The following is an 18,319-nucleotide window of genomic DNA, read 5'->3' on the forward strand; positions in this document are numbered from 1 at the left end:
CCAGATCAGCTCACCTTTTCGACGTTAAAGGCACTTAATGACGCCCCGCTTCATGAAAGGCCGGGTTAACCCGCCCCACGAGTTTTCCAATACCCCACTTGACCAACTTGGCCAGAAGCCAAGTCACCAGCAGGATGATTACGGCGATGGCAACCTTTTGCGCCATGCCGGTCCAATCGAAACTTTCCATGTTCATGAGAAATCCTTCACTTGGAGGAATCGTGCCTGCGAACCGCTGTCCTTTCCGAATAGTGTGCTGACTATAGAAAACATGTTTTGCCACACTAAAACAACCAACGTTGGCGCTGATGAAGCCGCGTTTTCAGTGACCCTAACCGGCATGAACAACGAATTCACCGCAACCGGCGGTTCCCCACAACGCGAATGCACTGTCCAAGCGCATGGTTGACACCGTTCGAGTGTTTCTTCCTCCGCCAATAACCGCTTGCAAGAAACAACAAGTCCATGAGTCGTCTCGCTGTTGGCCTTGCGACCACCGGGACGAAAGTGCGAGCTGACCGGGGCATGTCGACATATTGATCCGGCCCGCGGGGTCCTTGCCGGTGCCGGAAACGAAAAGATCCTCCGTCCCAGGGAAACATCCCATGAAACGAAGGATCGTCGTTCGTTGGCAGGCAGCTCGATCGCGCCCCCGCCTGAAGGCGGCTTAGGCGTTGCAGCGGGACTCCACCTTATTTCGGTGCATGGCAACTTCTTGGTAAGGACGTGGAGCCCTCACACGCGGTCCTCCCTGTTCCACAGCTGATGCGTCAGTCCACTGGAGGTACTGATGGATTCGACGCTGAACCGGTCTTCCAGGCCAGCAAGGTGATCCCAGATCCTGACACCGGAGCCGAGCACGATGGGAACGATCGCCACATGCAGGAAGTCGATGAGATCAGCCTGGAGGAATTCGCTCACGGTCGAGGGCCCGCCGCCAATCCGAACGTCCAACCCGCCGGCAGCATCCTGCGCCAGGGCGAGCGCTTTCTCCGGGGACGCATCCACGAAGTGGAAGCTGGTGCCGTTGGCGAACTCGAGTCTCTTGCGGGGATAGTGGGTCAGGATGAAGACCGGGGTGAGAAAGGGCGGTTCATCACCCCACCATCCTTCCCAGCCGTCGTCGGGCCATTCGCCCGACTGCGGACCGAATTTGCGTCGGCCCATGATTTCCGCCCCGATGCCCTGGCCCCACATGCTGAACATGGCTCGATCCACGGTCACGGGTTCGTCCACGCCATGGATGCCATGGATGACGCGTCCGTCGAACCTGCCGAAGAGCGCTTCGGCTCCACCGATGGGCTTTTCGAGCGTCACGTGATCACCAGCGGCATATCCATCCGAAGAAACGAACAGGTTGTGCACCCGCGTCCGGACCATGGCAACTCCCTGCGTAGTTGAAATCAGGAAACATTTGAACCCTAGCCAGTGTGATTTCCAAGCGCAATCGTTTTGGAGGTCACGTGGCCGGGACCAATTCAGATCGCTACCGGGCTGCAAAGGTTGATGGGGACTTCCGCAGGGGTCCACGTGTCCGGGTTTCCACTCCTCCGCCCATTTGCATGTTGAACGGTATTCCGAACCAATTGTGGCAAGATGCCACGAATGTCTGGTGCAATCACAACCAGAAGCTCGACCGCTTCACCTGGATCCCCATTTTCATCGAGCGAAGTGATCTCGGTGCGCCATCACCTCATCCACCATGGATGCCGTCGGCAGGACTTCATACCGGGCATGCTCAGCAGCCTGCGCTACGAAGGCTTCGCGAAGCCCCTTGCCTGCCACATCCGCGTGATTATACACTCGTCGTGTGGGACTTAAGTTCCACATTATGAGACTAGGCCGACTGCTTCGGTCCGTAATTCCCCTGAGCCGGTCGATAGGGAGTTCACAATGCATCACAACGTTCCATCTGTTGACCAACGTGACCGAACCGTTCCGATCAATCTCCGCCAATCCGGCCCGACGCCGGTGGAGATGCAGATCGACACCCGGGTCCGCAAATCACCGTACTGGCAGCTTTCCCATGAAGCAGGATGCTGGCGTGCCCAAGTTTACAACCGGATGTACCACCCGAGAGGCTACATTCGGCCCGAAGACGGCGGAATGATGGCCGAGTATGAGGCCCTGGTCAATCACGTGACAATGTGGAACGTTGCCGTGGAACGGCAGATCCAGGTCAAGGGCCCGGATGCGGAGGCCTTTGTGGACTTCGTTATTACGCGCGATGCCACAAAGATTCCCCCGATGAGGGCCCGGTACGTGATCCTGTGCAACGAAGCTGGCGGGATCCTCAACGACCCGGTGTTGCTTCGCGTGGCCGAGGACGAGTTCTGGTTCAGTATTTCCGACTCCGACCTCTGGCTATGGCTTCAGGGCGTCAATGTAGGCAAGCGCTTCGATGTGAGTATCGAGGAAATCGACGTTTCACCCGTGCAGATTCAAGGACCGAAATCCGTTGACCTTATGGTGGACCTGATTGGTCAGGCAGCCGCGGACATTCCTTCCTATGGGCTACTCGCCTCTTCGGTTGGCGGGTGTGAGGTCATCGTTTCCCAGACTGGCTTCACCGGCGAGAAGGGGTACGAAATTTATCTCCGTGACGCATCCCTGCACGCGGAAGAACTCTGGAATTCCGTTCTGGAGGCAGGTAAACGCCACAACCTCATGGTGGTTGCTCCGGCACACCACCGGCGGATCGCAGCGGGAATTCTATCCTGGGGCCAGGATATGGACGCCGAGACGTTGCCGTTCCAGGTGAATCTGGGCTATCAGGTACCCCGCCAGAAGACCGCGGACTACATCGGAAAAGCAGCCTTGGAGACGGCACGCGACGCAGTGGAAGCGGGATCACCTCCCTATACCCACACCCTCGTGGGCATGAAGCTCGGTGGTCGGCCGATCGACGACTATGCGCCCGACTTCTGGTTGATCAGCGCAGCGCAGGACGGCGATCCGATCGGCTATGTCACCTCGCCCTGGTACTCTCCGGAGCTGGAATCCAACATTGCGATGGGAATGGTCCCAGTGGGCCTTGCTGCGCTCGGCACGGAGTTGTGGATACACCTGCCCGATTCCTATGCCTCAGAGCCCGGGCGGCCCGTCAGCGCCGGCGTGGTCGAAATGCCGTTCCGCGACTCGGTCAACCCGAACCAGCGCGAGCGGTTGAAGGACCGCGGGATGGATGCAGCCGTCTGAGGATGGTGCCGCAGCGGCCCCAACTGCGGGTGCATTCGTGGATGCAGAATTGCAGGGTCGAGACACGCTCATCTTCCATCTGCAAAATCGCTCCATCAGCATAAGACGACAAGGCCCCCGACTCCATGAAATGGAGCCGGGGGTCGAGTGTTGCCGCGTCCCTTGCGGGAACGGAATTAGACATTGAAGCGGAACTCCACCACGTGCCGTAGGTGAATAACCTCTGCTACACCGGGCTATTTCTCGACTATTTCCTCGCTGCCGGCCTCCGGCACGCCGTCCGTCTTTGCGCCTCGATTCTTCCGTTTGAATAGCCCTGCGACGTTCCCACCGACCGAGCCCGCCGTACCGGCAATGGTGCCCCCGATGCCCTTGACCCTGGTAAGCGCTGCCGGCTCATCCGGGATCCCGTCCCCGTCGATGTCTACGCTCCGAAACTGGCGAGTCACCGTGCCGACTGCGCTTGCCATGCCGGTACCCGCTGCGACAGCCCCCGTCGCGACGCCGCCACCAACGGTGCTGGCAGTATCGGAGATCCAGTTTCCCGTCGCCTTTGCTGCGTCTTCCAATGCAGCGAGAGCTCTGTTCGATTCGTCTTCCCGGTCATCGGTGTCAGGCTTCGTCTTGGCCGTGACGGCTAAATGTGCCGGGAACATGTCTGGGGCGGCGGCAAACGCGGCCCGGGCCGCGAGGATGACTTCTCGACCGAATACGAAGCGCGTGACCCCTCCTGCCAAGGCTCCAACTCCGTACTCGATCGTTGCCTGCTGCTTTTGACTCAAGTTCTCGCGCACGGTGTCCAGCTGCCCCGTCTGCATAGTCCGAACCAAGCTCTGAGCTGCTCCCCCAGGGAGCGTGTCCGCGAGCGTGCTCGCCCAATGGGACCAGTCCGTGCGGCCAGCTGCGATCCTGTTGCCGACGCCGACAACACCTCCGGAGGAGGCGTTCGAGAGGTCCGCAGCCATCGTCGCGATCTGCTGCTGGCTAATGCGTTCGTTCGACAATCCGTAGACAAGGGCATGAGCCTGGTCCTGGTCGAGGTCCATTCCGTGAATGTCGGCTATTGCGAGTCCGAAGATCGCGGTTAGTTCGAACTGCAGCTGCTCATCGCCCGCAGGGAGGAGCGCCGCGGCTCGCAGTGCGCCGTTCTTCGCGGTGCCCAGCGCCACATTCTTAGCAGCTTGCTTGGCGGCTTGTTTCGCAGCAATTTTCACAGCTTCCTTGCCGGTCTTCTTCGCAGCCTGCTGGCCCGCACTTTTTACACCGGCTGCTGCGGCCCCGACACCCGGAATCATCGCGATGCCGATATCGGCCGCGATCACGCCTGCGGTGATGACGGCACCGGCAGTTGTGATAGACGTACCGTAGTGACGCTCGAGCATTTGGATCACTTCAGCAGGGGTGGCTTCCGGATTCCGGCGGCGGATCCTCATGATGTACTTGCGAGCGATCGAATGACGAGCACTGACCGCCTTCGCGATGTCACGTGCTGCGTCCTCGTCGACGAGCTCCGCTTCCATCGTGATGGTCTCGATAGCAGCCATCGCTTGCTCCTCGCTAGTTGAATCTCTCCGGGACGTTACGAACCCGGATGTTGAGCTGAGAGTCCGCCAATGCCCGGCGAACCCAACTGCGATTGTATTCGTGGGTAAAGCATTGCCAGGCCGGGACACGTTCAGCTTCCATCTGCAAAATCGCTCCATCACCATAAAACGACAAAGCCCCCGGCTCCATGAAATGGAGCCGGGGGCCGAATGTTGCCGCGTCCCTTGCGGGAATGGAATTAGACGTTGAAGCGGAACTCCACCACGTCGCCGTCCTTCATGATGTATTCCTTGCCTTCGATGCGCGCCTTGCCCGCGGCCTTGGCCGCAGACACAGAACCGGCTTCGACCAATTCCTCGAACCCGAAGACCTCGGCCTTGATGAAGCCGCGCTGGAAGTCGGTGTGGATGACGCCGGCAGCCTGCGGGGCGGTGGCGCCCTTCGGGATGGTCCAGGCGCGGGTTTCCTTCGGGCCGGCTGTCAGGTAGGTCTGCAGGCCCAGGGTGTCGAAGCCGACGCGGGCGAGCTTGTCCAGGCCGGACTCGGTGTAGCCGGCGTCCTCGAGCATTTCCTCGGCTTCTTCCTCGGTCAGCTCGGCCAGTTCGGATTCGAACTGCGCATCAAGGAAGATGGCCTCGGCCGGTGCGACCAGGGCGGAAAGCTCTTCCTGCATGGCGGTGTTGGCCAGGCCCTCTTCGTCGGTGTTGAACACGTAGATGAACGGCTTGGTGGTCATCAGCTGCAGCGGAGCCAGCTCGTCGATGTCGATGCCCGCGGCCTTGCCGGAAGCGTAGAGGGTCTTGCCCTCTTCGAGCACCTTCTGCGCGGCCTTGACCGTCTCGATGAACGAGGCCTCGATCTTCTTGGCCCGCAGCTCCTTTTCCAGGCGCGGCAGCTGGTTCTCGATGGTCTGCAGGTCCGCGAGGATCAGCTCGGTGGCGATGGTCTCGATGTCCGAGGCCGGGTCGACCTTGCCGTCGACGTGGATCACGTCGGGGTCCGAGAAGACGCGCGTCACCTGGCAGATGGCCTCGGCTTCGCGGATGTTGGCCAGGAACTTGTTGCCCAGGCCTTCCCCCTCGGAGGCGCCCTTGACGATGCCGGCGATGTCCACGAAGGACACCGTCGCCGGCAGGATGCGCTCGGAGCCGAAGATTCCGGCGAGCACCTTCAGGCGCGCGTCCGGCAACGGCACGACACCCACGTTGGGTTCGATGGTTGCGAACGGATAGTTGGCCGCGAGGACCTGCGCGCGGGTAAGAGCATTGAACATGGTTGACTTGCCGACATTGGGCAGTCCGACGATTCCGATTGTAAGAGCCACGGGAATAGAGTCTACCGGGGAAAAACCGTCGGTGCTTGCTGGGATGATTTGTCCATGGATGCTTTGGTCTGGGTGGCGGCCCTCTGCTCGCTGGTTGTTGGGTTCGTCTTGGGTGTTGTTGCGTGGTGGTACGTGAACCGGAAACCGCGGGCCGCGGCCATTTCCGCCGCCGGCTCTGCACGCGACGAGCTGGCCCGGACCGCACAGCTGCTGGCCGGGGCGCAGGCGCAGGTCTTGGAATTGCGCGACCGCGTTGCCGAGGAACGCCTGCGCGGCAGCGAGGACCAGTCCGTGCTCCATGCCCTGGCACCGGTGGCGGAGCAGCTGCGCCAGGTCAGGGCGCAGGTCTCGGTGCTGGAGAGGGACCGCGTCGAACAGTTCGGGCAGCTGAGCGAGCAGCTGGTGCATGCCGCGGCCAACGATGCCGAGCTGTTGCGCGCCACCGGATCGCTGGCCGCCGCGTTGGGCAACAACTCGGTGCGCGGCACCTGGGGCGAGGCGCAATTGCGCCGCGTCGTGGAGGCCGCCGGCATGCTGGCGCACGTGGACTTTTCCGAGCAGCTGCGCACCGGCGAGGGCCTGCGCCCCGACATGGTGGTGAGGCTGCCGGGGAACAAGCTGATCGTGTTGGACGCGAAGGTGCCGCTGGCGGCCTACCTGAAGGCGCAGCAGCTTTCGGCCTCCCTCGATGCCCCCTCCCGGGCCCGGGCCAAGGAATCGATGAAAGAGCATGCCAAGGCGTTGCGCCTGCACGTCGATGCGCTGGCCTCCAAATCCTACTGGAATGCGGTTGCGGGCAGCCCGGAATTGGTGGTGTGCTTCCTTCCCGCCGAGTCGTTCCTGGCCGACGCGCTGGCCGCGGACCCCTCCCTGCTGGACCACGCCTTCGGTAAGAACGTCGCCCTGGCCTCCCCCGCCACGCTGCTGGCGATGCTCAAGGGGCTGGCGTTCGCCTGGCGGCAGGAGCTGCTGACCGAGAACGCGCGCGAGCTTTTTGTGCGCTCGCGCGAACTCTACGAACGGCTCGGGACCATGGGCGGGCACGTGGCCAAGCTGGGATCCTCATTGCGTTCCAGCGTGGAGAAGTACAACGCATTCGTCGGGACCCTGGAATCGCGGGTGCTGCCCAGTGCCCGGCGCATCCGGGACCTGGACCCGGGGCTCGGTGACGAACACGATCCGGCCGCCGCGTTGCATGGGCTGCCGGTCATCGAGGGGACCCCGCGCGCGCTCGGTGCCGGGGAGTTCCTCGAGCACCTGGACGCGGGTGGCCGGCAGGACCCGGACGGGGCCGATGCCGATGACGGATTCGGCGACGGGCGCGTCGATGGCCCGCTGACGCCGTTGACGCGGCGCGAGGCCAAGAAGGGCCAGGCCGGCGGTTAAGCGGGTGTGGCGTGGGGCTCCACCGGATGGTGGGGCTCCACGCCACTGGCTTCGCGCCGCAACGCCAAGGTGCGCTGCGGGACGTGCCTAGCTGCTGATGTCGGACTTGGTGATGCGCCCGCCCGGCCCGCGGGAATCGTCGCCGGCTTCCTTGAGCTTGGCGCGGATCTCCTTGGGCAGCGAGAAGAGGATGTCTTCCTGCGCCGTGGTGACTTCCTCGACGCTGCCGTAGCCGTAGTCGGCCAGCAGCGCGAGCACGTCGCGCACCAGGACCTCGGGCACCGAGGCGCCGGAGGTCACCCCGACGGTGGCCACGCCCTCGAACCAGGTCTCGTCGACCTCCGAGGCGTAGTCCACGCGGTGGGCGGCCTTCGCGCCGTATTCCAGGGCAACCTCCACCAGGCGCACCGAGTTGGAGGAGTTCGAGGAACCGACCACGATGACCAGGTCGCTCTTCGGGGCGATGGCCTTGATCGCATCCTGGCGGTTGGTGGTCGCGTAGCAGATGTCGTCGCTGGGCGGATCCTGCAGCTTGGGGAAGCGGGCGCGCAGGCGGCGGACCGTCTCCATGGTCTCGTCCACGGACAGGGTGGTCTGCGAGAGCCAGATGAGCTTGTCGGGGTTGGAGACCTCGATGGTGTCGGCCTCGTCGGGGTTGTTCACGATCTGCGTGTGGTCCGGGGCCTCGCCGTAGGTGCCTTCGACCTCTTCGTGGCCTTCGTGCCCGATCAGCAGGATCTCGTAGTCCTCCCGGGCGAAGCGCACCGCTTCCTTGTGCACCTTGGTGACCAGCGGGCAGGTGGCGTCGATGGTGCGCAGGCCGCGGTCAGCGGCGGACTGCACGACCGCCGGGGAGACGCCGTGGGCGGAGAAGACGACCAGGGCGCCCTCGGGGACTTCCTCGTTTTCCTCCACGAAGATCGCGCCGCGGGCCTCAAGGGTGGAGACCACATGGAGGTTGTGCACGATCTGCTTGCGGACGTAGACCGGTGCGCCGTAGTGCTCCAACGCCTTTTCCACCGCGATGACGGCCCGGTCGACGCCGGCGCAGTAGCCGCGCGGGGCGGCCAGCAGGACGTGGCGTTCCCCGCTCACGGGCGCCGCGGCGGCGATTTCTGCCGGGGAGCGGCGGGAGCGCGGGATGGTGGGCATCGGAAGGGAGACCTGAACGGTGGAACTGGTAGCCATGGGTCCAAGTCTACTGGGGTGCGCAAAATCGGCGGGCGGCTTTCCGCCACCGGCCTAGCCGCGCGGGCCGGCGTCCGGAGTGCGCGAGGCCAGCCATGCCCATCCGGCGCCGCCGAGCATGGCGATGATGCCGCCGGTGGCAAGGATCGTGGTGGCCGCACCGAATTCCCCCGCCACCCCGGCCACGAGCCTGTCGGTGACCAGGCCCTGGAGGTTGGCTGTCCCGTCTTCGGTGCCGGCCGAGCCCAGGGATCCGACCCACAGGCGGGTGGCTGTGCCCAGCAGCAGGGCCGCGGCCCCGCCGGCGAGCAGTGCCCAGGGGCGTGTCCGTCGGGTGGCAAGCAGCATCCCGGCCGCCGCAGCCAGCACCGCGCCACCGAGCATCCAGCTGGCACCGCGTGCCAGCGACAGCCAGTTGTTCAGGGTTGCGGTGGGCAGCTGGTCCGCCCGCGGCCACCCGGTGTCAAGGAGCACGGGCGTGGCGGGGATCGCCTCGGGCAGCACGGCACCGAGGGCGGAGCCCTGCAGGGACGCGTGCAAGGTCCCGTAGCCCGAGCCCAGCAACGGGGCGAGGTCCAGGTGCAGGGTGACTTGTTCGGCCTCCGCGGGGCTTCCCGCCGCGGGGCTTCCCGACCCTGGGTCCTGCGCCGCCTGCAGCCGTGCGGTGAAGTCGGCGCGGGCCGACTCGATGGTCGCGTCCCACGCGGGCCGGAAGGACGGGTCCTCGAGCAGGGCGCCGCCGGCGGTGGCGATCGCGCTTTCCAGCGGCCCGGCCAGGATCTGCGGGACGGCCGTTAGGGCGGTGATGCGGGCCGCGAGTTCGGTGCCGAGCGTGCCGGGCAGGACCCGGCGCAGCTCGGGGTCCGAGGCCAGCGGGCCAAGGATCGACTGCAGCGGGCCGGGAGTGTCGGCCAGGCGGGCTGCGGCGGAGCCGAGCATCGCCGCGGAGCCCAGCAGCACGGCAAGGACCATCAGGACGATCGCGGCGGTGTTGCGGATGGTGGTTTGCATGGCTGTGGCGCTCCTGGTGGTCTTCCGGTCGGTCCCGGGCCGGGCGGTGTTTCCCCGCCGTCTGCGTTTTGTCCCACGTTACTGCTTGAATGGACTTGGTGTGGTTGCAAAACCGGTGCCGCCGCAAATCCCGGCAGCCCGGCAAACCGCCCCTGCAGACCCGGCGGCAAGGAAGGCCCAGCACACGTGGAGCAAGCACAGAAGCAAGACGGTTCGCTGCCGCGCACCGCCGCGGCGACCACGCCCGAGAACCCCTGGCCGCTGCGGGTGCTCAGCGACAAGCTGAAGATCCACATCGAGAACTCCCCCGAATCCTGGGTGGAGGGCCAGCTGCTGGAGGCCAACGTCCGCAACGGGCACGCCTACCTGGTGATGCGCGACGTGGATGCCGACCAGTCGTTCTCGGTGACGGTCTGGGCCTCGGTGATGCGCTCGCTGGACATGCCCCCCGAGGTCGGTTCCCGGGTGGTGGCGCGGGTCAAGCCCAGCTTCTACGCCAAGACCGGCCGGCTCTCGCTGAACGCCTTCGACCTGCGCCCGGTGGGCCTGGGCGACCTGCTGGCCCGCCTGGAGCGGCTGCGCCGGGCCTTGTTCGACGAGGGACTCTTCGACCCGGCACGCAAGCTGCCCCTGCCGCTGCTGCCGAACCGGATCGGGCTGATCACCGGCCGGGACTCGGATGCGGAAAAAGACGTCGTCCGCAACGCCTCGCTGCGCTGGCCGGCGGTGGCCTTCGACATCCGCAACACCGCGGTGCAGGGCGTCAACGCCGTCTCCGAGGTCACCGCCGCGCTGCGCGAGCTGGACGCGAACCCGGACGTCGATGTGATCATCATCGCCCGCGGCGGCGGCGCGCTCGAGGACCTGCTTCCGTTCAGCTCCGAGGACCTGGTGCGCGCGGTCGCCGCCTGCAGCACCCCGGTCATCTCCGCCATCGGCCACGAGGCCGACCGACCGATCCTCGACGACGTGGCCGACGTGCGCGCCTCCACCCCCACCGATGCCGCCAAGCGCGTGGTGCCGGACCTGGCCGAGGAGCTGGCCAACCTGGCGATGGCGCGCAACCGCTTGGACCGGGCCGTGCGGGGGAACGTGGAGCGCGAGGCCCAGCGCCTCGCCTCGCTGCGGGCCCGCCCGGTGCTGGCCAACCCCGAATCCATGGTCCAGTTGCGCCGCGAGGACGTGGTGCGCCTGGGCCAGCGCAGCACCCTGGCGATGCGTTCGGCGCTGGCGCGCGGCCACGACTCCATCGGGCACCTGCGCGCGCAGGTCCGCGCACTGTCCCCGCAGCAGACCCTGGACCGCGGCTACGCGGTGGTGCAGCTCGACGACGGCGGCATCCTCCGCTCCGCCGCGGATGCACCGGCGGGCGCCGGGATCCAGGTGCGCCTGGCCCGCGGCCGCCTGGCCGCAACCGTCACCAACAGCCACTCCCCGGAAGAAGGATGAACCCCATGAACACCGAAGCAGCAAACACCGACATCGCCACGCTGAGCTACGAGCAGGCCCGGGAGGAACTGGTGGCCGTGGTCGCGCAGCTCGAGGCCGGGGCCGCAACCCTCGAGCAGTCCCTGGGGTTGTGGGAGCGCGGCGAGGCGCTGGCCGCCCGCTGCGAGGCCTGGTTGCAGGGCGCCACCGCGCGCCTGGATGCCGCCCGCGAGCCCAACGGGCCCTCGGCGCCCGCGTCCTGATCCGGCGCCGGCGCCGGCCCGGAGAGGGTCCGGCGCCGGTCCCGTTGGCGCCCGGTGCCGGGAAGCTGCCGGCGCTAGGAGGCGGCCAGGCGGCGCTGTTGCTCTTCCACGTCGAAGTCGGCTGCAGGCCACTGCGGATCGATGCCCTTTAGCGCCTGGGCGAGCAGGGTCGCCACCGCCAGCCGGGCGTACCACTTCCGGTCCGCGGGAACCACGAACCAGGGCGCTTCCGGGGTGTGGGTGCGCCGGATCGCGGTCTGGTAGGCGTCCATGTACTCGTCCCACACCTCGCGCTCGTCGATGTCGGCGGGGTTGAACTTCCAGTGCTTGTCCGCCCGCTCCAGCCGCTCGGCCAGGCGCGCACGCTGCTCGTCCTTGGAGATGTGCAGCATGACCTTGATGACGGTGGTGTCCTTGTCCGCCAGCTGCGCCTCGAAGTCGTTGATGGCGCCGTAGCGGCGCTCGATCTCCCCGGCCGGCGACAGGCCCCTGACCTTGTGGATCAGCACGTCCTCGTAGTGCGAGCGGTCGAAAACTCCGATGAATCCGGCCTGGGGCAGCGCCCGGTTGATGCGCCAGAGGAAGTCGCGCTTGGCCTCCGCGGCCGTGGGCGCCTTGAAGGCGCTCAGCTGCACGCCCTGCGGGTCGACGGCGCCGATGACGTGGCGCACGATGCCGCCCTTGCCCGCGGTGTCCATCGCCTGGAGGATGAGCAGGACCTTGGCCGGGGCGCCGGCGCGCGAGGCGGCATAGAAGCGTTCCTGCAGCTCGCCGAGTTCGCGTCCCACCAGGGCCAGGTCGCGGGTGCCGCTGGCCTTGTCCCCGGTGTAGCCCGGGGTCGAGGACGGGTCGACGCCGGCCAGCTCGAAGTCCGCGGAGGCCGCAAGCGCGGGGCCCACGGCATCGGCGAAGGGAACGGGGCGTGACTTGGACTTCTGCTTCTTGCTCATGGCTGCAACCTTCATGCTCGGGGCTTGTGGAGATCAGCGTACGGCATGGGCATTAACAACCTGCGCAGGCGGACCGCGGCAGTCGGTGGTGTCTGCGTGGGCATCCCGGGGCGGGCGGGAACGCCAGGGGGCGCGTTCCTTCCCCGCCGTCGGCTTGGGAAGGAACGCGCCCCCGGGAGGGCCGTGCGGCGGGCCTAGACGCTGAGCTTGCCCTCGCGCAGCTCCGCCAGGAACTCGGCAATGCGCCCGATCGCGTCCTGCAAGTCGCGCACCGCCGGCAGGGTGACCAGCCGGAAGTGGTCCGGGGCGACCCAGTTGAACGCGGTGCCCTGGGTGATGAGCATCTTCTGCCGCTTGAGCAGTTCCAGGGCGAAGTGCTCGTCGTCGTGGATCGGGTAGATCTCCCGGTCCAGCTTCGGGAACAGGTACATCGCGCCCTTGGCCTGCTGCACCGAGACGCCCGGGATCTCGTTGAGCAGCGTGAAGGCGGTGTCGCGCTGTTCCTTCAGCCGCCCGCCGGGCAGGATCAAGTCGTTGATCGACTGGTAGCCGCCCAGCGCGGTCTGGATCGCGTGCTGGCCCGGCACGTTGGCGCACAGGCGCATGTTGGTCAGCAGGTTGATGCCCTCGATGTAGTCCTGGGCCAGGTGCTTGGGCCCGGAGATGGCCATCCAGCCGGAGCGGAAGCCGCAGACCCGGTAAGCCTTGGAGAGCCCGGAGAAGGTCAGCACCAGCACGTCGTCGGCCAATGCCGCGGTGTTGATGTGCACCGCGTCGTCGTAGAGGATCTTCTCGTAGATCTCGTCGGAGAACACGATCAGCCTGTGCTTGCGGGCCAGTTCCAGGATGCCTTCGAGCGTGGACTTGGGGTACACCGCGCCGGTGGGGTTGTTGGGGTTGATCACCACGATGCCCTTGGTGCGGGCGGTGATCTTCGCTTCCATGTCCGCCAGGTCCGGCAGCCAGCCCTCTTCCTCGGTGTTGAGGTAGTGCACCGGGGTGCCGCCGGCCAGCGAGACCGAGGCGGTCCACAGCGGGTAGTCGGGGGCCGGGATCAGCACCTCGTCGCCGTTGTTCAGCAACGCGTTCAGCGACAGGGTGATCAGCTCCGAGACCCCGTTGCCCAGGTAGACGTCGTCGACGCCGATGGTTTGGATGCCGCGGGTTTGGTAGTACTGCGAGACCGCGGTGCGGGCGGAGAAGATGCCGCGGGAGTCCGAGTAGCCCTGCGCGTTGGGCAGGTTGCGCATCATGTCCACGAGGATCGCGTCGGGGGCCTCGAAGCCGAAGGGCGCGGGGTTTCCGATGTTCAGCTTGAGGATGCGCTGGCCCTCGGCCTCCATGCGCTGGGCGTGTTCCAGCAGCGGCCCGCGAATGTCGTAGAGCACATTGTGGAGTTTCGTGGACTGCTTGAATTCTGGCATGTTCTACTTTCTCATTGGGGGCCGGGGGCGTGCCTGCACTGTGAGCAAGCCAACTCGCGGCCTGCGGCGAATGTGAAGCCGCGGCGTCATCTGGGGTTGGTGACCAGTGCCTTGTCGGTGAGCCAGTCGTCGGCGGCCTTGGGCGGTTCCAGCGCGTCGCGGCCGGTGACCATGCGGTTGAGGTTCAGCAGGTCTTCCTGCTTCAGCGCGGAGCTGAGCCTGTTGATGGCCTTGACCGCGTCCTGCCCCACCCCGTCGGTGGTGATCAGCGGCGTGATGGATTCGGGGGCGAAGAGCTTTTCGGCGCCCTGGAGCACCACCAGCGCGTTGTCCGGGATCCCGGCGTTCTCCAGGGTGGTGGCCTGGATCTGGACCTCGTCGCTGATCACCGGCAGCACCCCGCGGCCCTGCGCGTCGCTCAGCTCGATGACGGCCTTGGGGTGGCAGGCGAGCTTGGCCGCGAGCTGGGAGGTGAGTTCCGCCTTGATGCCGCCGGCGATGCCGAACTCCAGCTGCGGGCACAGCGGGGCGAGCTCGGAGGTGTTCACCAGCCGGTCCCCCGCGCTGGTGGCGGCCGTGAGCACCAGGGTGCCGGTGCGTTCGGCGTCGGCCGATTCCAGCACGGCGAAGCCCTTCAGTGCCAGGGCGTGCAGCTCCCGCTTGGTTTGTGCGGCATCCAGGTCCCCGGGGGCAGCGGAGGCGTTTCCCGCGGAGGTGTCGGGGCCGGCGGTGGCGTCCGCGGACGCGGCGGCGGAGGTCCCGGACGCCGAGGCATCCGCGCCGTGCGCACCGGGCAGCTTGCCCAGGGCGGTGAGCAACCGGCTGGATCCCGCGGCGGTGAAGTCGGCCCGTCCTGCCAGGACCTCGCCGACCGGATCGGTGGCCGGGTCGGCCATCCGCGCATCGATGCCGGCGTCGGCCAGCATGTCCCGGTAGGCATGGCCCAGTGCCTGGGAGGTGGCGTCGGGGCCCTGGACCAGCACCAGCTCGCGCGTCGTGGCGGCCTGCGAGGTGGTGACCTCGGTGCTTGAGGTGCAGGCGGCAAGGGACAGCAGCGCCGCGCCGAGGCCCAAAAGGCCCCAGGGGCCGGTGGTGCGACTCATTTGGTGCTTTCCTTGTGCAGGTTTTCCCGGTACAGCGCGATGGCCGCATCCACGCGCTCGACGCGGTTCAGCGAGGAGACTTCTTCCAGGGGGAACCAGGCGGCCTGGCTGGTGGTGCCGTCGGCTTCGTGGCGCAATTCCCCCGAGGTGACCGAGGCGGAATAGAGCACCGCCACGGTTTGCATGGGGTGCTCGGTGCCGCTGTAGCGCTTGTGCGCGGGGATCACCCCGGAGTCCACCGACAGCAGGTCGTCGATGCGCACCCGGTACCCGGTTTCCTCCTCGACCTCGCGGACCGCTCCGTCGGCGATCGCCTCGCCGAGCTCCACTCCCCCGCCGGGCAGCGTCCAGCGCGGCACGAATTGCGGGTCGCGGCCGCGCATGTCCCACAGCGCCAGCAGGATCTCGCCGTCGCGGACCACCACGGCATAGGCGGCCAGCCGGGTGTCGAAGCCGCGGTGGACCGGGGGTTCAGGGGTAGTCATTGTTCCATTTTAGGGTGTCGCCGGCGGAATCCCGGGGTCCAAATCTCCCGAACAACGGGCAACTGTGATGGAATATCAGCATGGCACCTTCAACTTTTCCGCAACAACCCGTTGATCTTGACGCAGTTGACCGTCGGATTATTCAGGAATTGGTCAATGATGCGCGCATAAGCAATGCGTTGTTGGCGCAGCGGACCGGGATCGCACCCTCGACGGCGCTGCTGCGCACCCGTGCACTGGTCGAACGCGGGGTGCTCACCGGGTACCACGCGGAGGTCAGCCTGCCGGCGGTCGGGCGCAGCGTGCAGGCGCTGATCTCGGTGCGGTTGCGCGTGCACGACCGCGTGCTGATCGACAAGTTCACGCAGAAGATGCCGCAGCTGCCGGAGGTGCTCTCGATGTTCCACACCTCCGGGGTCACCGACTACCTGTTGCACATTGCGGTGAGCTCCACCGAGGCCCTGCGCGACTGGGTGCTGGACAACCTGGCCACCGACGAGTCGGTGGGGCACACCGAAACCACGTTGGTCTTCGGGCACCACAAGGGCGCCGGCGGACCGATCCCGGAGGAACCCGGCCAGGTTCCGGCCGAGCACCGGGCCGGCGCCCGCTAGGCACCGAGGCCCCGCGCAGGGATCCACGAGGCCGGCATGCACCGGTCCGCGCCGGTTAGACGCCGGCTAGGTGCCTGCTAGGCGCGGGAGTCGGCGCGGCGCACCAGCGCCTCGACGACCCGCAGCCGGGCCTCGGCCACCTGCAGCCAGCGTTCTTCGCCCAGGCCGCGGGACCCGGCAATCAACGTCAGCGCGACCGCGGCGGAGCGGGCCCACAGGGCGCGTGGGTCCACGCAGCGTTCGAAGACCGCGGCAAAACGCTCCAGGGCGGCCCCGGCGCCGTCGTTCTTCTCCCCCAGCGTGGGCAGGATTGCCAGGTGTCCGAGCAGGCAGGCGAGGTCATCGACCCGGTATCCGGGCCCCAACGAGTCCAAATCCAACAGCGCGGAGATCTTCCCGCCGTCCAACAGGATGTTCGCGTCGTAGAAGTCCCCGTGGGCCGGCACCTGCTCCCCGCGGTCGGAGGCGGCTAGATGGGCCTCGATCCGCCCGGTGAGCTCCTCGATCCGTTCGGCGCGATGCGGCAGGGCGAGGGTCGCTGCCTGCTGGTAGCGCCTGGTCGAATCGCTCCAGGCCCCCCTGGGCTTCAGCGCCATGGCCGACCCGGGCAGGGCCTCGAGCAGGGAAATGAAGTCCCGGGGGTCCAGGTCCGCTCCTGCGTGGGGCCGGATGGCCGCGGACAGCGACTCCCCGCGCCCGGCCTCCAGGGCGAGGATGCCGGCGATCTCCGGCCCCAGCACCGGGGGCACCGGAACCGGGGTTCCGGCCAGCAGCCGGTGGCGGAGGTTCAGGGCCTCGATCGCCGGGGGCCGGCCCACCTTCAGGTAGATCGTCCGGTCGATGCGCAGCGGGCCGCGCGTGGTGAAGGTCGCCCGCAACACCGCGCGGCGCAGCGGCCGGTACGCGACGGTCTTGAGCTTGGTGAGCAAGTCCCCCTCGCCCCAGGTTTCCTGCACGAAGGCCCGGTCCGCGGCCCGGACCAGGGCCGGGAGCCTGGGGTCGCGGGGGTGGATCCAGCCGCTGACGAGGACCCCGGGGGTGCGGTGGGTGCCAAGGACGCTGGTGGCGGCGACTCCCGGGACGGTGATCGCCTCGGTGCTCACGCCCAGTTCGTTGAACCCGGTGCCCGCGGGCATGCGGTACATCGCGCTGATCCCGGCGCCGGGACGGTGCTGGATGCGCAGCCGGTTGGCCTCGTAGTCCCAGTTTCCGGTGGGCACGCGCCCGCCCAGCCGGCGCACCAGCTCGGGGATGGCGGCGGGCAGGGCGGCAAGTTCCCGGGCGTCGGCATCGATGTTCCCTGCCGCGTCGGTAAAGGCGTGCGCGGGGCCGGATTCGCCGGCGGTCATCGGGTCACCCGGTGGACCAGGTCAGGCGCGGCGACGCTGCATGACGTCGTCGAGGTTGATGCGGTCGGCGGCCTTCTCGGTGCGCGGGGCGCGGGGGCCGTTGGCCGCCGATGCTTCGGCGGCGGTCTTCGGCGCGGTCGAGGGTGCGGATCCGGCCGACGGGGCCGGTGCTGCGGGGGTCGCTTCGGCCGCCGGAACCACGGGGGTTGCCGGGACCACGGGAAGGGTGGCAATCGAGGAATCGGCGGACGCGGAAGCGTTGGCGGAGCCGGTGGCCTCGGCCAGGCGCGCGGCGGCCTCCTGGGAGCGCAGCGTCGCGTTGGACGATGCCTGGGGCGCCTCGGCGGCTTCCAGCGGGGCCGGGGCCTGGCGCTTGGCGGTGTTGGCCACGACGTACTGCGGCAGCGGGACCTCGGTGGGCTCCCAGCCCTCGGGCCGCTGGACCGCTGCCCCCTTGTGGGCGATGCGCAGCGCCTCGGCGCGCAATTCCTGGACCGTCAGCCGCGGGGCGCGCTTGTTGGAGTTCGGCTGGGCGTCGAAGACCACGGCGGTCTTCTTCACCGGTTCGCTCACCGGGGTGCGGCCGGTTTCCATGGCACGGGTGCGCGTGGCATCCAGGCGGGCCAAGAGCTTCTTGCGCCGGTCGCGCACGGCCAGGCCGCGCAGCGTGGAGAAGCTGGCCAGGCCCACGAGCAGGGCGATCAGCGGCACCCAGCCGGAGACCACCGAAACCAGGGCGAGCACCCCGCCGATGAGCAGGGTGGGAACGGCGAGGCATCCGAGCAGTGCAACGGCCAGGCGGTCGTAGAAAATCCGCAAGGGCGCCTGCGCAGCCGGACGTGACGCGGCTGAAGCGTTGGATGCTACCGGTGCCATGTTGCTCCTTCGTCGGCTGGCGACTGACTTCTTTGTGGCGGATCCGCCCGGCCCAGTGTCCTGGTGGCCGGTTTACCCCGTCGCGGCGGTTCACTGGCGGTGCCTCGGCCCCGCTCGCGCAGGTTGCTGCGGGGTTTGGCTCACCAATGTGAAACGTCCACGTCAACCACATTAA

At 67.1% G+C, this 18,319-nt stretch carries 17 protein-coding genes; 5 read left to right on the plus strand and 12 right to left on the minus strand.

All coding sequences use genetic code 11. The features are described 5' to 3' along the window. Nucleotides 1-34 precede the first annotated feature (34 nt). Together FPY90_RS07030 and FPY90_RS07035 are read right to left on the minus strand one after the other, a co-directional pair. The gene (locus FPY90_RS07030; RefSeq protein WP_498684692.1) at nt 35-196 is read right to left on the minus strand and encodes a hypothetical protein; all 162 of its coding nucleotides are present in this window, start codon (nt 194-196) and stop codon (nt 35-37) included. 539 nt (nt 197-735) lie between these two features. After that, a complete protein-coding gene (locus FPY90_RS07035; RefSeq protein ID WP_498684694.1) occupies nt 736-1,380 on the minus strand; it encodes a dihydrofolate reductase family protein in 645 nt (214 codons plus the stop codon). A 513-nt stretch (nt 1,381-1,893) separates the two neighbouring features. On the opposite strand from FPY90_RS07035, the gene FPY90_RS07040 reads away from it, so the two are divergent. Continuing rightward, nucleotides 1,894-3,198: a glycine cleavage T C-terminal barrel domain-containing protein gene (locus FPY90_RS07040; protein ID WP_498684696.1), complete on the plus strand. Its 1,305-nt coding sequence runs from the start codon at nt 1,894-1,896 to the stop codon at nt 3,196-3,198. 236 nt (nt 3,199-3,434) lie between these two features. On the opposite strand, the gene FPY90_RS07045 is transcribed toward FPY90_RS07040, so the two are convergent. Both FPY90_RS07045 and ychF read right to left on the minus strand, forming a co-directional pair. Next, nucleotides 3,435-4,742 (minus strand): hypothetical protein, encoded by a 1,308-nt coding sequence (locus FPY90_RS07045; protein WP_498684698.1) that lies wholly within the window; start codon nt 4,740-4,742, stop codon nt 3,435-3,437. Between the two features lie 239 nt (nt 4,743-4,981). Next, nucleotides 4,982-6,067, minus strand: a complete 1,086-nt coding sequence (gene ychF, locus FPY90_RS07050) for a redox-regulated ATPase YchF (protein WP_498684700.1) — start codon at nt 6,065-6,067, stop codon at nt 4,982-4,984. Between the two features lie 54 nt (nt 6,068-6,121). Here ychF and FPY90_RS07055 point away from each other — a divergent pair, with 54 nt between their 5' ends. Then, a complete protein-coding gene (locus FPY90_RS07055; RefSeq protein ID WP_498684702.1) occupies nt 6,122-7,453 on the plus strand; it encodes a DNA recombination protein RmuC in 1,332 nt (443 codons plus the stop codon). 87 nt (nt 7,454-7,540) lie between these two features. Here FPY90_RS07055 and FPY90_RS07060 read toward each other — a convergent pair whose 3' ends face one another. Together FPY90_RS07060 and FPY90_RS07065 are read right to left on the minus strand one after the other, a co-directional pair. Continuing rightward, nucleotides 7,541-8,641 (minus strand): 4-hydroxy-3-methylbut-2-enyl diphosphate reductase, encoded by a 1,101-nt coding sequence (locus FPY90_RS07060; RefSeq protein ID WP_498684704.1) that lies wholly within the window; start codon nt 8,639-8,641, stop codon nt 7,541-7,543. Nucleotides 8,642-8,695: 54 nt separating this feature from the next. Then, nucleotides 8,696-9,652, minus strand: a complete 957-nt coding sequence (locus FPY90_RS07065; RefSeq protein WP_498684705.1) for a hypothetical protein — start codon at nt 9,650-9,652, stop codon at nt 8,696-8,698. Between the two features lie 186 nt (nt 9,653-9,838). Here FPY90_RS07065 and xseA point away from each other — a divergent pair, with 186 nt between their 5' ends. Both xseA and FPY90_RS07075 read left to right on the plus strand, forming a co-directional pair. After that, the gene (xseA, locus tag FPY90_RS07070; RefSeq protein ID WP_498684706.1) at nt 9,839-11,101 is read left to right on the plus strand and encodes an exodeoxyribonuclease VII large subunit; all 1,263 of its coding nucleotides are present in this window, start codon (nt 9,839-9,841) and stop codon (nt 11,099-11,101) included. 5 nt (nt 11,102-11,106) lie between these two features. Then, on the plus strand, nt 11,107-11,343 hold the full coding sequence (locus FPY90_RS07075) for an exodeoxyribonuclease VII small subunit (protein ID WP_113764737.1): 237 nt from the start codon (nt 11,107-11,109) through the stop codon (nt 11,341-11,343). A 74-nt stretch (nt 11,344-11,417) separates the two neighbouring features. Here FPY90_RS07075 and FPY90_RS07080 read toward each other — a convergent pair whose 3' ends face one another. From FPY90_RS07080 to FPY90_RS07095, 4 genes are all read right to left on the minus strand, one after another. Beyond that, on the minus strand, nt 11,418-12,293 hold the full coding sequence (locus FPY90_RS07080) for a PPK2 family polyphosphate kinase (RefSeq protein ID WP_498684707.1): 876 nt from the start codon (nt 12,291-12,293) through the stop codon (nt 11,418-11,420). Nucleotides 12,294-12,487: 194 nt separating this feature from the next. Continuing rightward, nucleotides 12,488-13,717, minus strand: a complete 1,230-nt coding sequence (locus FPY90_RS07085) for a pyridoxal phosphate-dependent aminotransferase (protein WP_498684709.1) — start codon at nt 13,715-13,717, stop codon at nt 12,488-12,490. Nucleotides 13,718-13,803: 86 nt separating this feature from the next. After that, a complete protein-coding gene (locus tag FPY90_RS07090; protein ID WP_498684711.1) occupies nt 13,804-14,820 on the minus strand; it encodes a type 2 periplasmic-binding domain-containing protein in 1,017 nt (338 codons plus the stop codon). Further along, the gene (locus FPY90_RS07095) at nt 14,817-15,305 is read right to left on the minus strand and encodes an NUDIX hydrolase (RefSeq protein WP_498684713.1); all 489 of its coding nucleotides are present in this window, start codon (nt 15,303-15,305) and stop codon (nt 14,817-14,819) included. Before FPY90_RS07095 ends, FPY90_RS07090 begins: the two co-directional genes overlap by 4 nt. An 80-nt stretch (nt 15,306-15,385) precedes the next feature. Here FPY90_RS07095 and FPY90_RS07100 point away from each other — a divergent pair, with 80 nt between their 5' ends. Further along, nucleotides 15,386-15,919 carry an Lrp/AsnC family transcriptional regulator gene (locus FPY90_RS07100; protein WP_498684716.1) on the plus strand — a complete coding sequence of 178 codons (534 nt, stop codon included), beginning with the start codon at nt 15,386-15,388 and terminating at the stop codon, nt 15,917-15,919. 77 nt (nt 15,920-15,996) lie between these two features. On the opposite strand, the gene FPY90_RS07105 is transcribed toward FPY90_RS07100, so the two are convergent. Both FPY90_RS07105 and FPY90_RS07110 read right to left on the minus strand, forming a co-directional pair. Further along, nucleotides 15,997-17,268 carry a phosphotransferase gene (locus tag FPY90_RS07105; RefSeq protein WP_498684718.1) on the minus strand — a complete coding sequence of 424 codons (1,272 nt, stop codon included), beginning with the start codon at nt 17,266-17,268 and terminating at the stop codon, nt 15,997-15,999. Nucleotides 17,269-17,289: 21 nt separating this feature from the next. Further along, nucleotides 17,290-18,144 carry a hypothetical protein gene (locus FPY90_RS07110; RefSeq protein ID WP_071213032.1) on the minus strand — a complete coding sequence of 285 codons (855 nt, stop codon included), beginning with the start codon at nt 18,142-18,144 and terminating at the stop codon, nt 17,290-17,292. Nucleotides 18,145-18,319 lie beyond the last annotated feature (175 nt).

The organism is Arthrobacter sp. C2, assembly GCA_024207135.1.
Taxonomy (GTDB): domain Bacteria; phylum Actinomycetota; class Actinomycetes; order Actinomycetales; family Micrococcaceae; genus Paeniglutamicibacter.

Bases quoted from the DNA above. Each gene is read 5' to 3' on its own strand.
- FPY90_RS07030 (WP_498684692.1), bottom strand. From the start codon at position 196: ATGAACATGGAAAGTTTCGATTGGACCGGCATGGCGCAAAAGGTTGCC.
- FPY90_RS07035 (WP_498684694.1), bottom strand. From the start codon at position 1,380: ATGGTCCGGACGCGGGTGCACAACCTGTTCGTTTCTTCGGATGGATAT.
- FPY90_RS07040 (WP_498684696.1), top strand. From the start codon at position 1,894: ATGCATCACAACGTTCCATCTGTTGACCAACGTGACCGAACCGTTCCG.
- FPY90_RS07045 (WP_498684698.1), bottom strand. From the start codon at position 4,742: ATGGCTGCTATCGAGACCATCACGATGGAAGCGGAGCTCGTCGACGAG.
- FPY90_RS07055 (WP_498684702.1), top strand. From the start codon at position 6,122: ATGGATGCTTTGGTCTGGGTGGCGGCCCTCTGCTCGCTGGTTGTTGGG.
- FPY90_RS07060 (WP_498684704.1), bottom strand. From the start codon at position 8,641: ATGGCTACCAGTTCCACCGTTCAGGTCTCCCTTCCGATGCCCACCATC.
- FPY90_RS07065 (WP_498684705.1), bottom strand. From the start codon at position 9,652: ATGCAAACCACCATCCGCAACACCGCCGCGATCGTCCTGATGGTCCTT.
- FPY90_RS07075 (WP_113764737.1), top strand. From the start codon at position 11,107: ATGAACACCGAAGCAGCAAACACCGACATCGCCACGCTGAGCTACGAG.
- FPY90_RS07080 (WP_498684707.1), bottom strand. From the start codon at position 12,293: ATGAGCAAGAAGCAGAAGTCCAAGTCACGCCCCGTTCCCTTCGCCGAT.
- FPY90_RS07085 (WP_498684709.1), bottom strand. From the start codon at position 13,717: ATGCCAGAATTCAAGCAGTCCACGAAACTCCACAATGTGCTCTACGAC.
- FPY90_RS07090 (WP_498684711.1), bottom strand. From the start codon at position 14,820: ATGAGTCGCACCACCGGCCCCTGGGGCCTTTTGGGCCTCGGCGCGGCG.
- FPY90_RS07095 (WP_498684713.1), bottom strand. From the start codon at position 15,305: ATGACTACCCCTGAACCCCCGGTCCACCGCGGCTTCGACACCCGGCTG.
- FPY90_RS07100 (WP_498684716.1), top strand. From the start codon at position 15,386: ATGGCACCTTCAACTTTTCCGCAACAACCCGTTGATCTTGACGCAGTT.
- FPY90_RS07105 (WP_498684718.1), bottom strand. From the start codon at position 17,268: ATGACCGCCGGCGAATCCGGCCCCGCGCACGCCTTTACCGACGCGGCA.
- FPY90_RS07110 (WP_071213032.1), bottom strand. From the start codon at position 18,144: ATGGCACCGGTAGCATCCAACGCTTCAGCCGCGTCACGTCCGGCTGCG.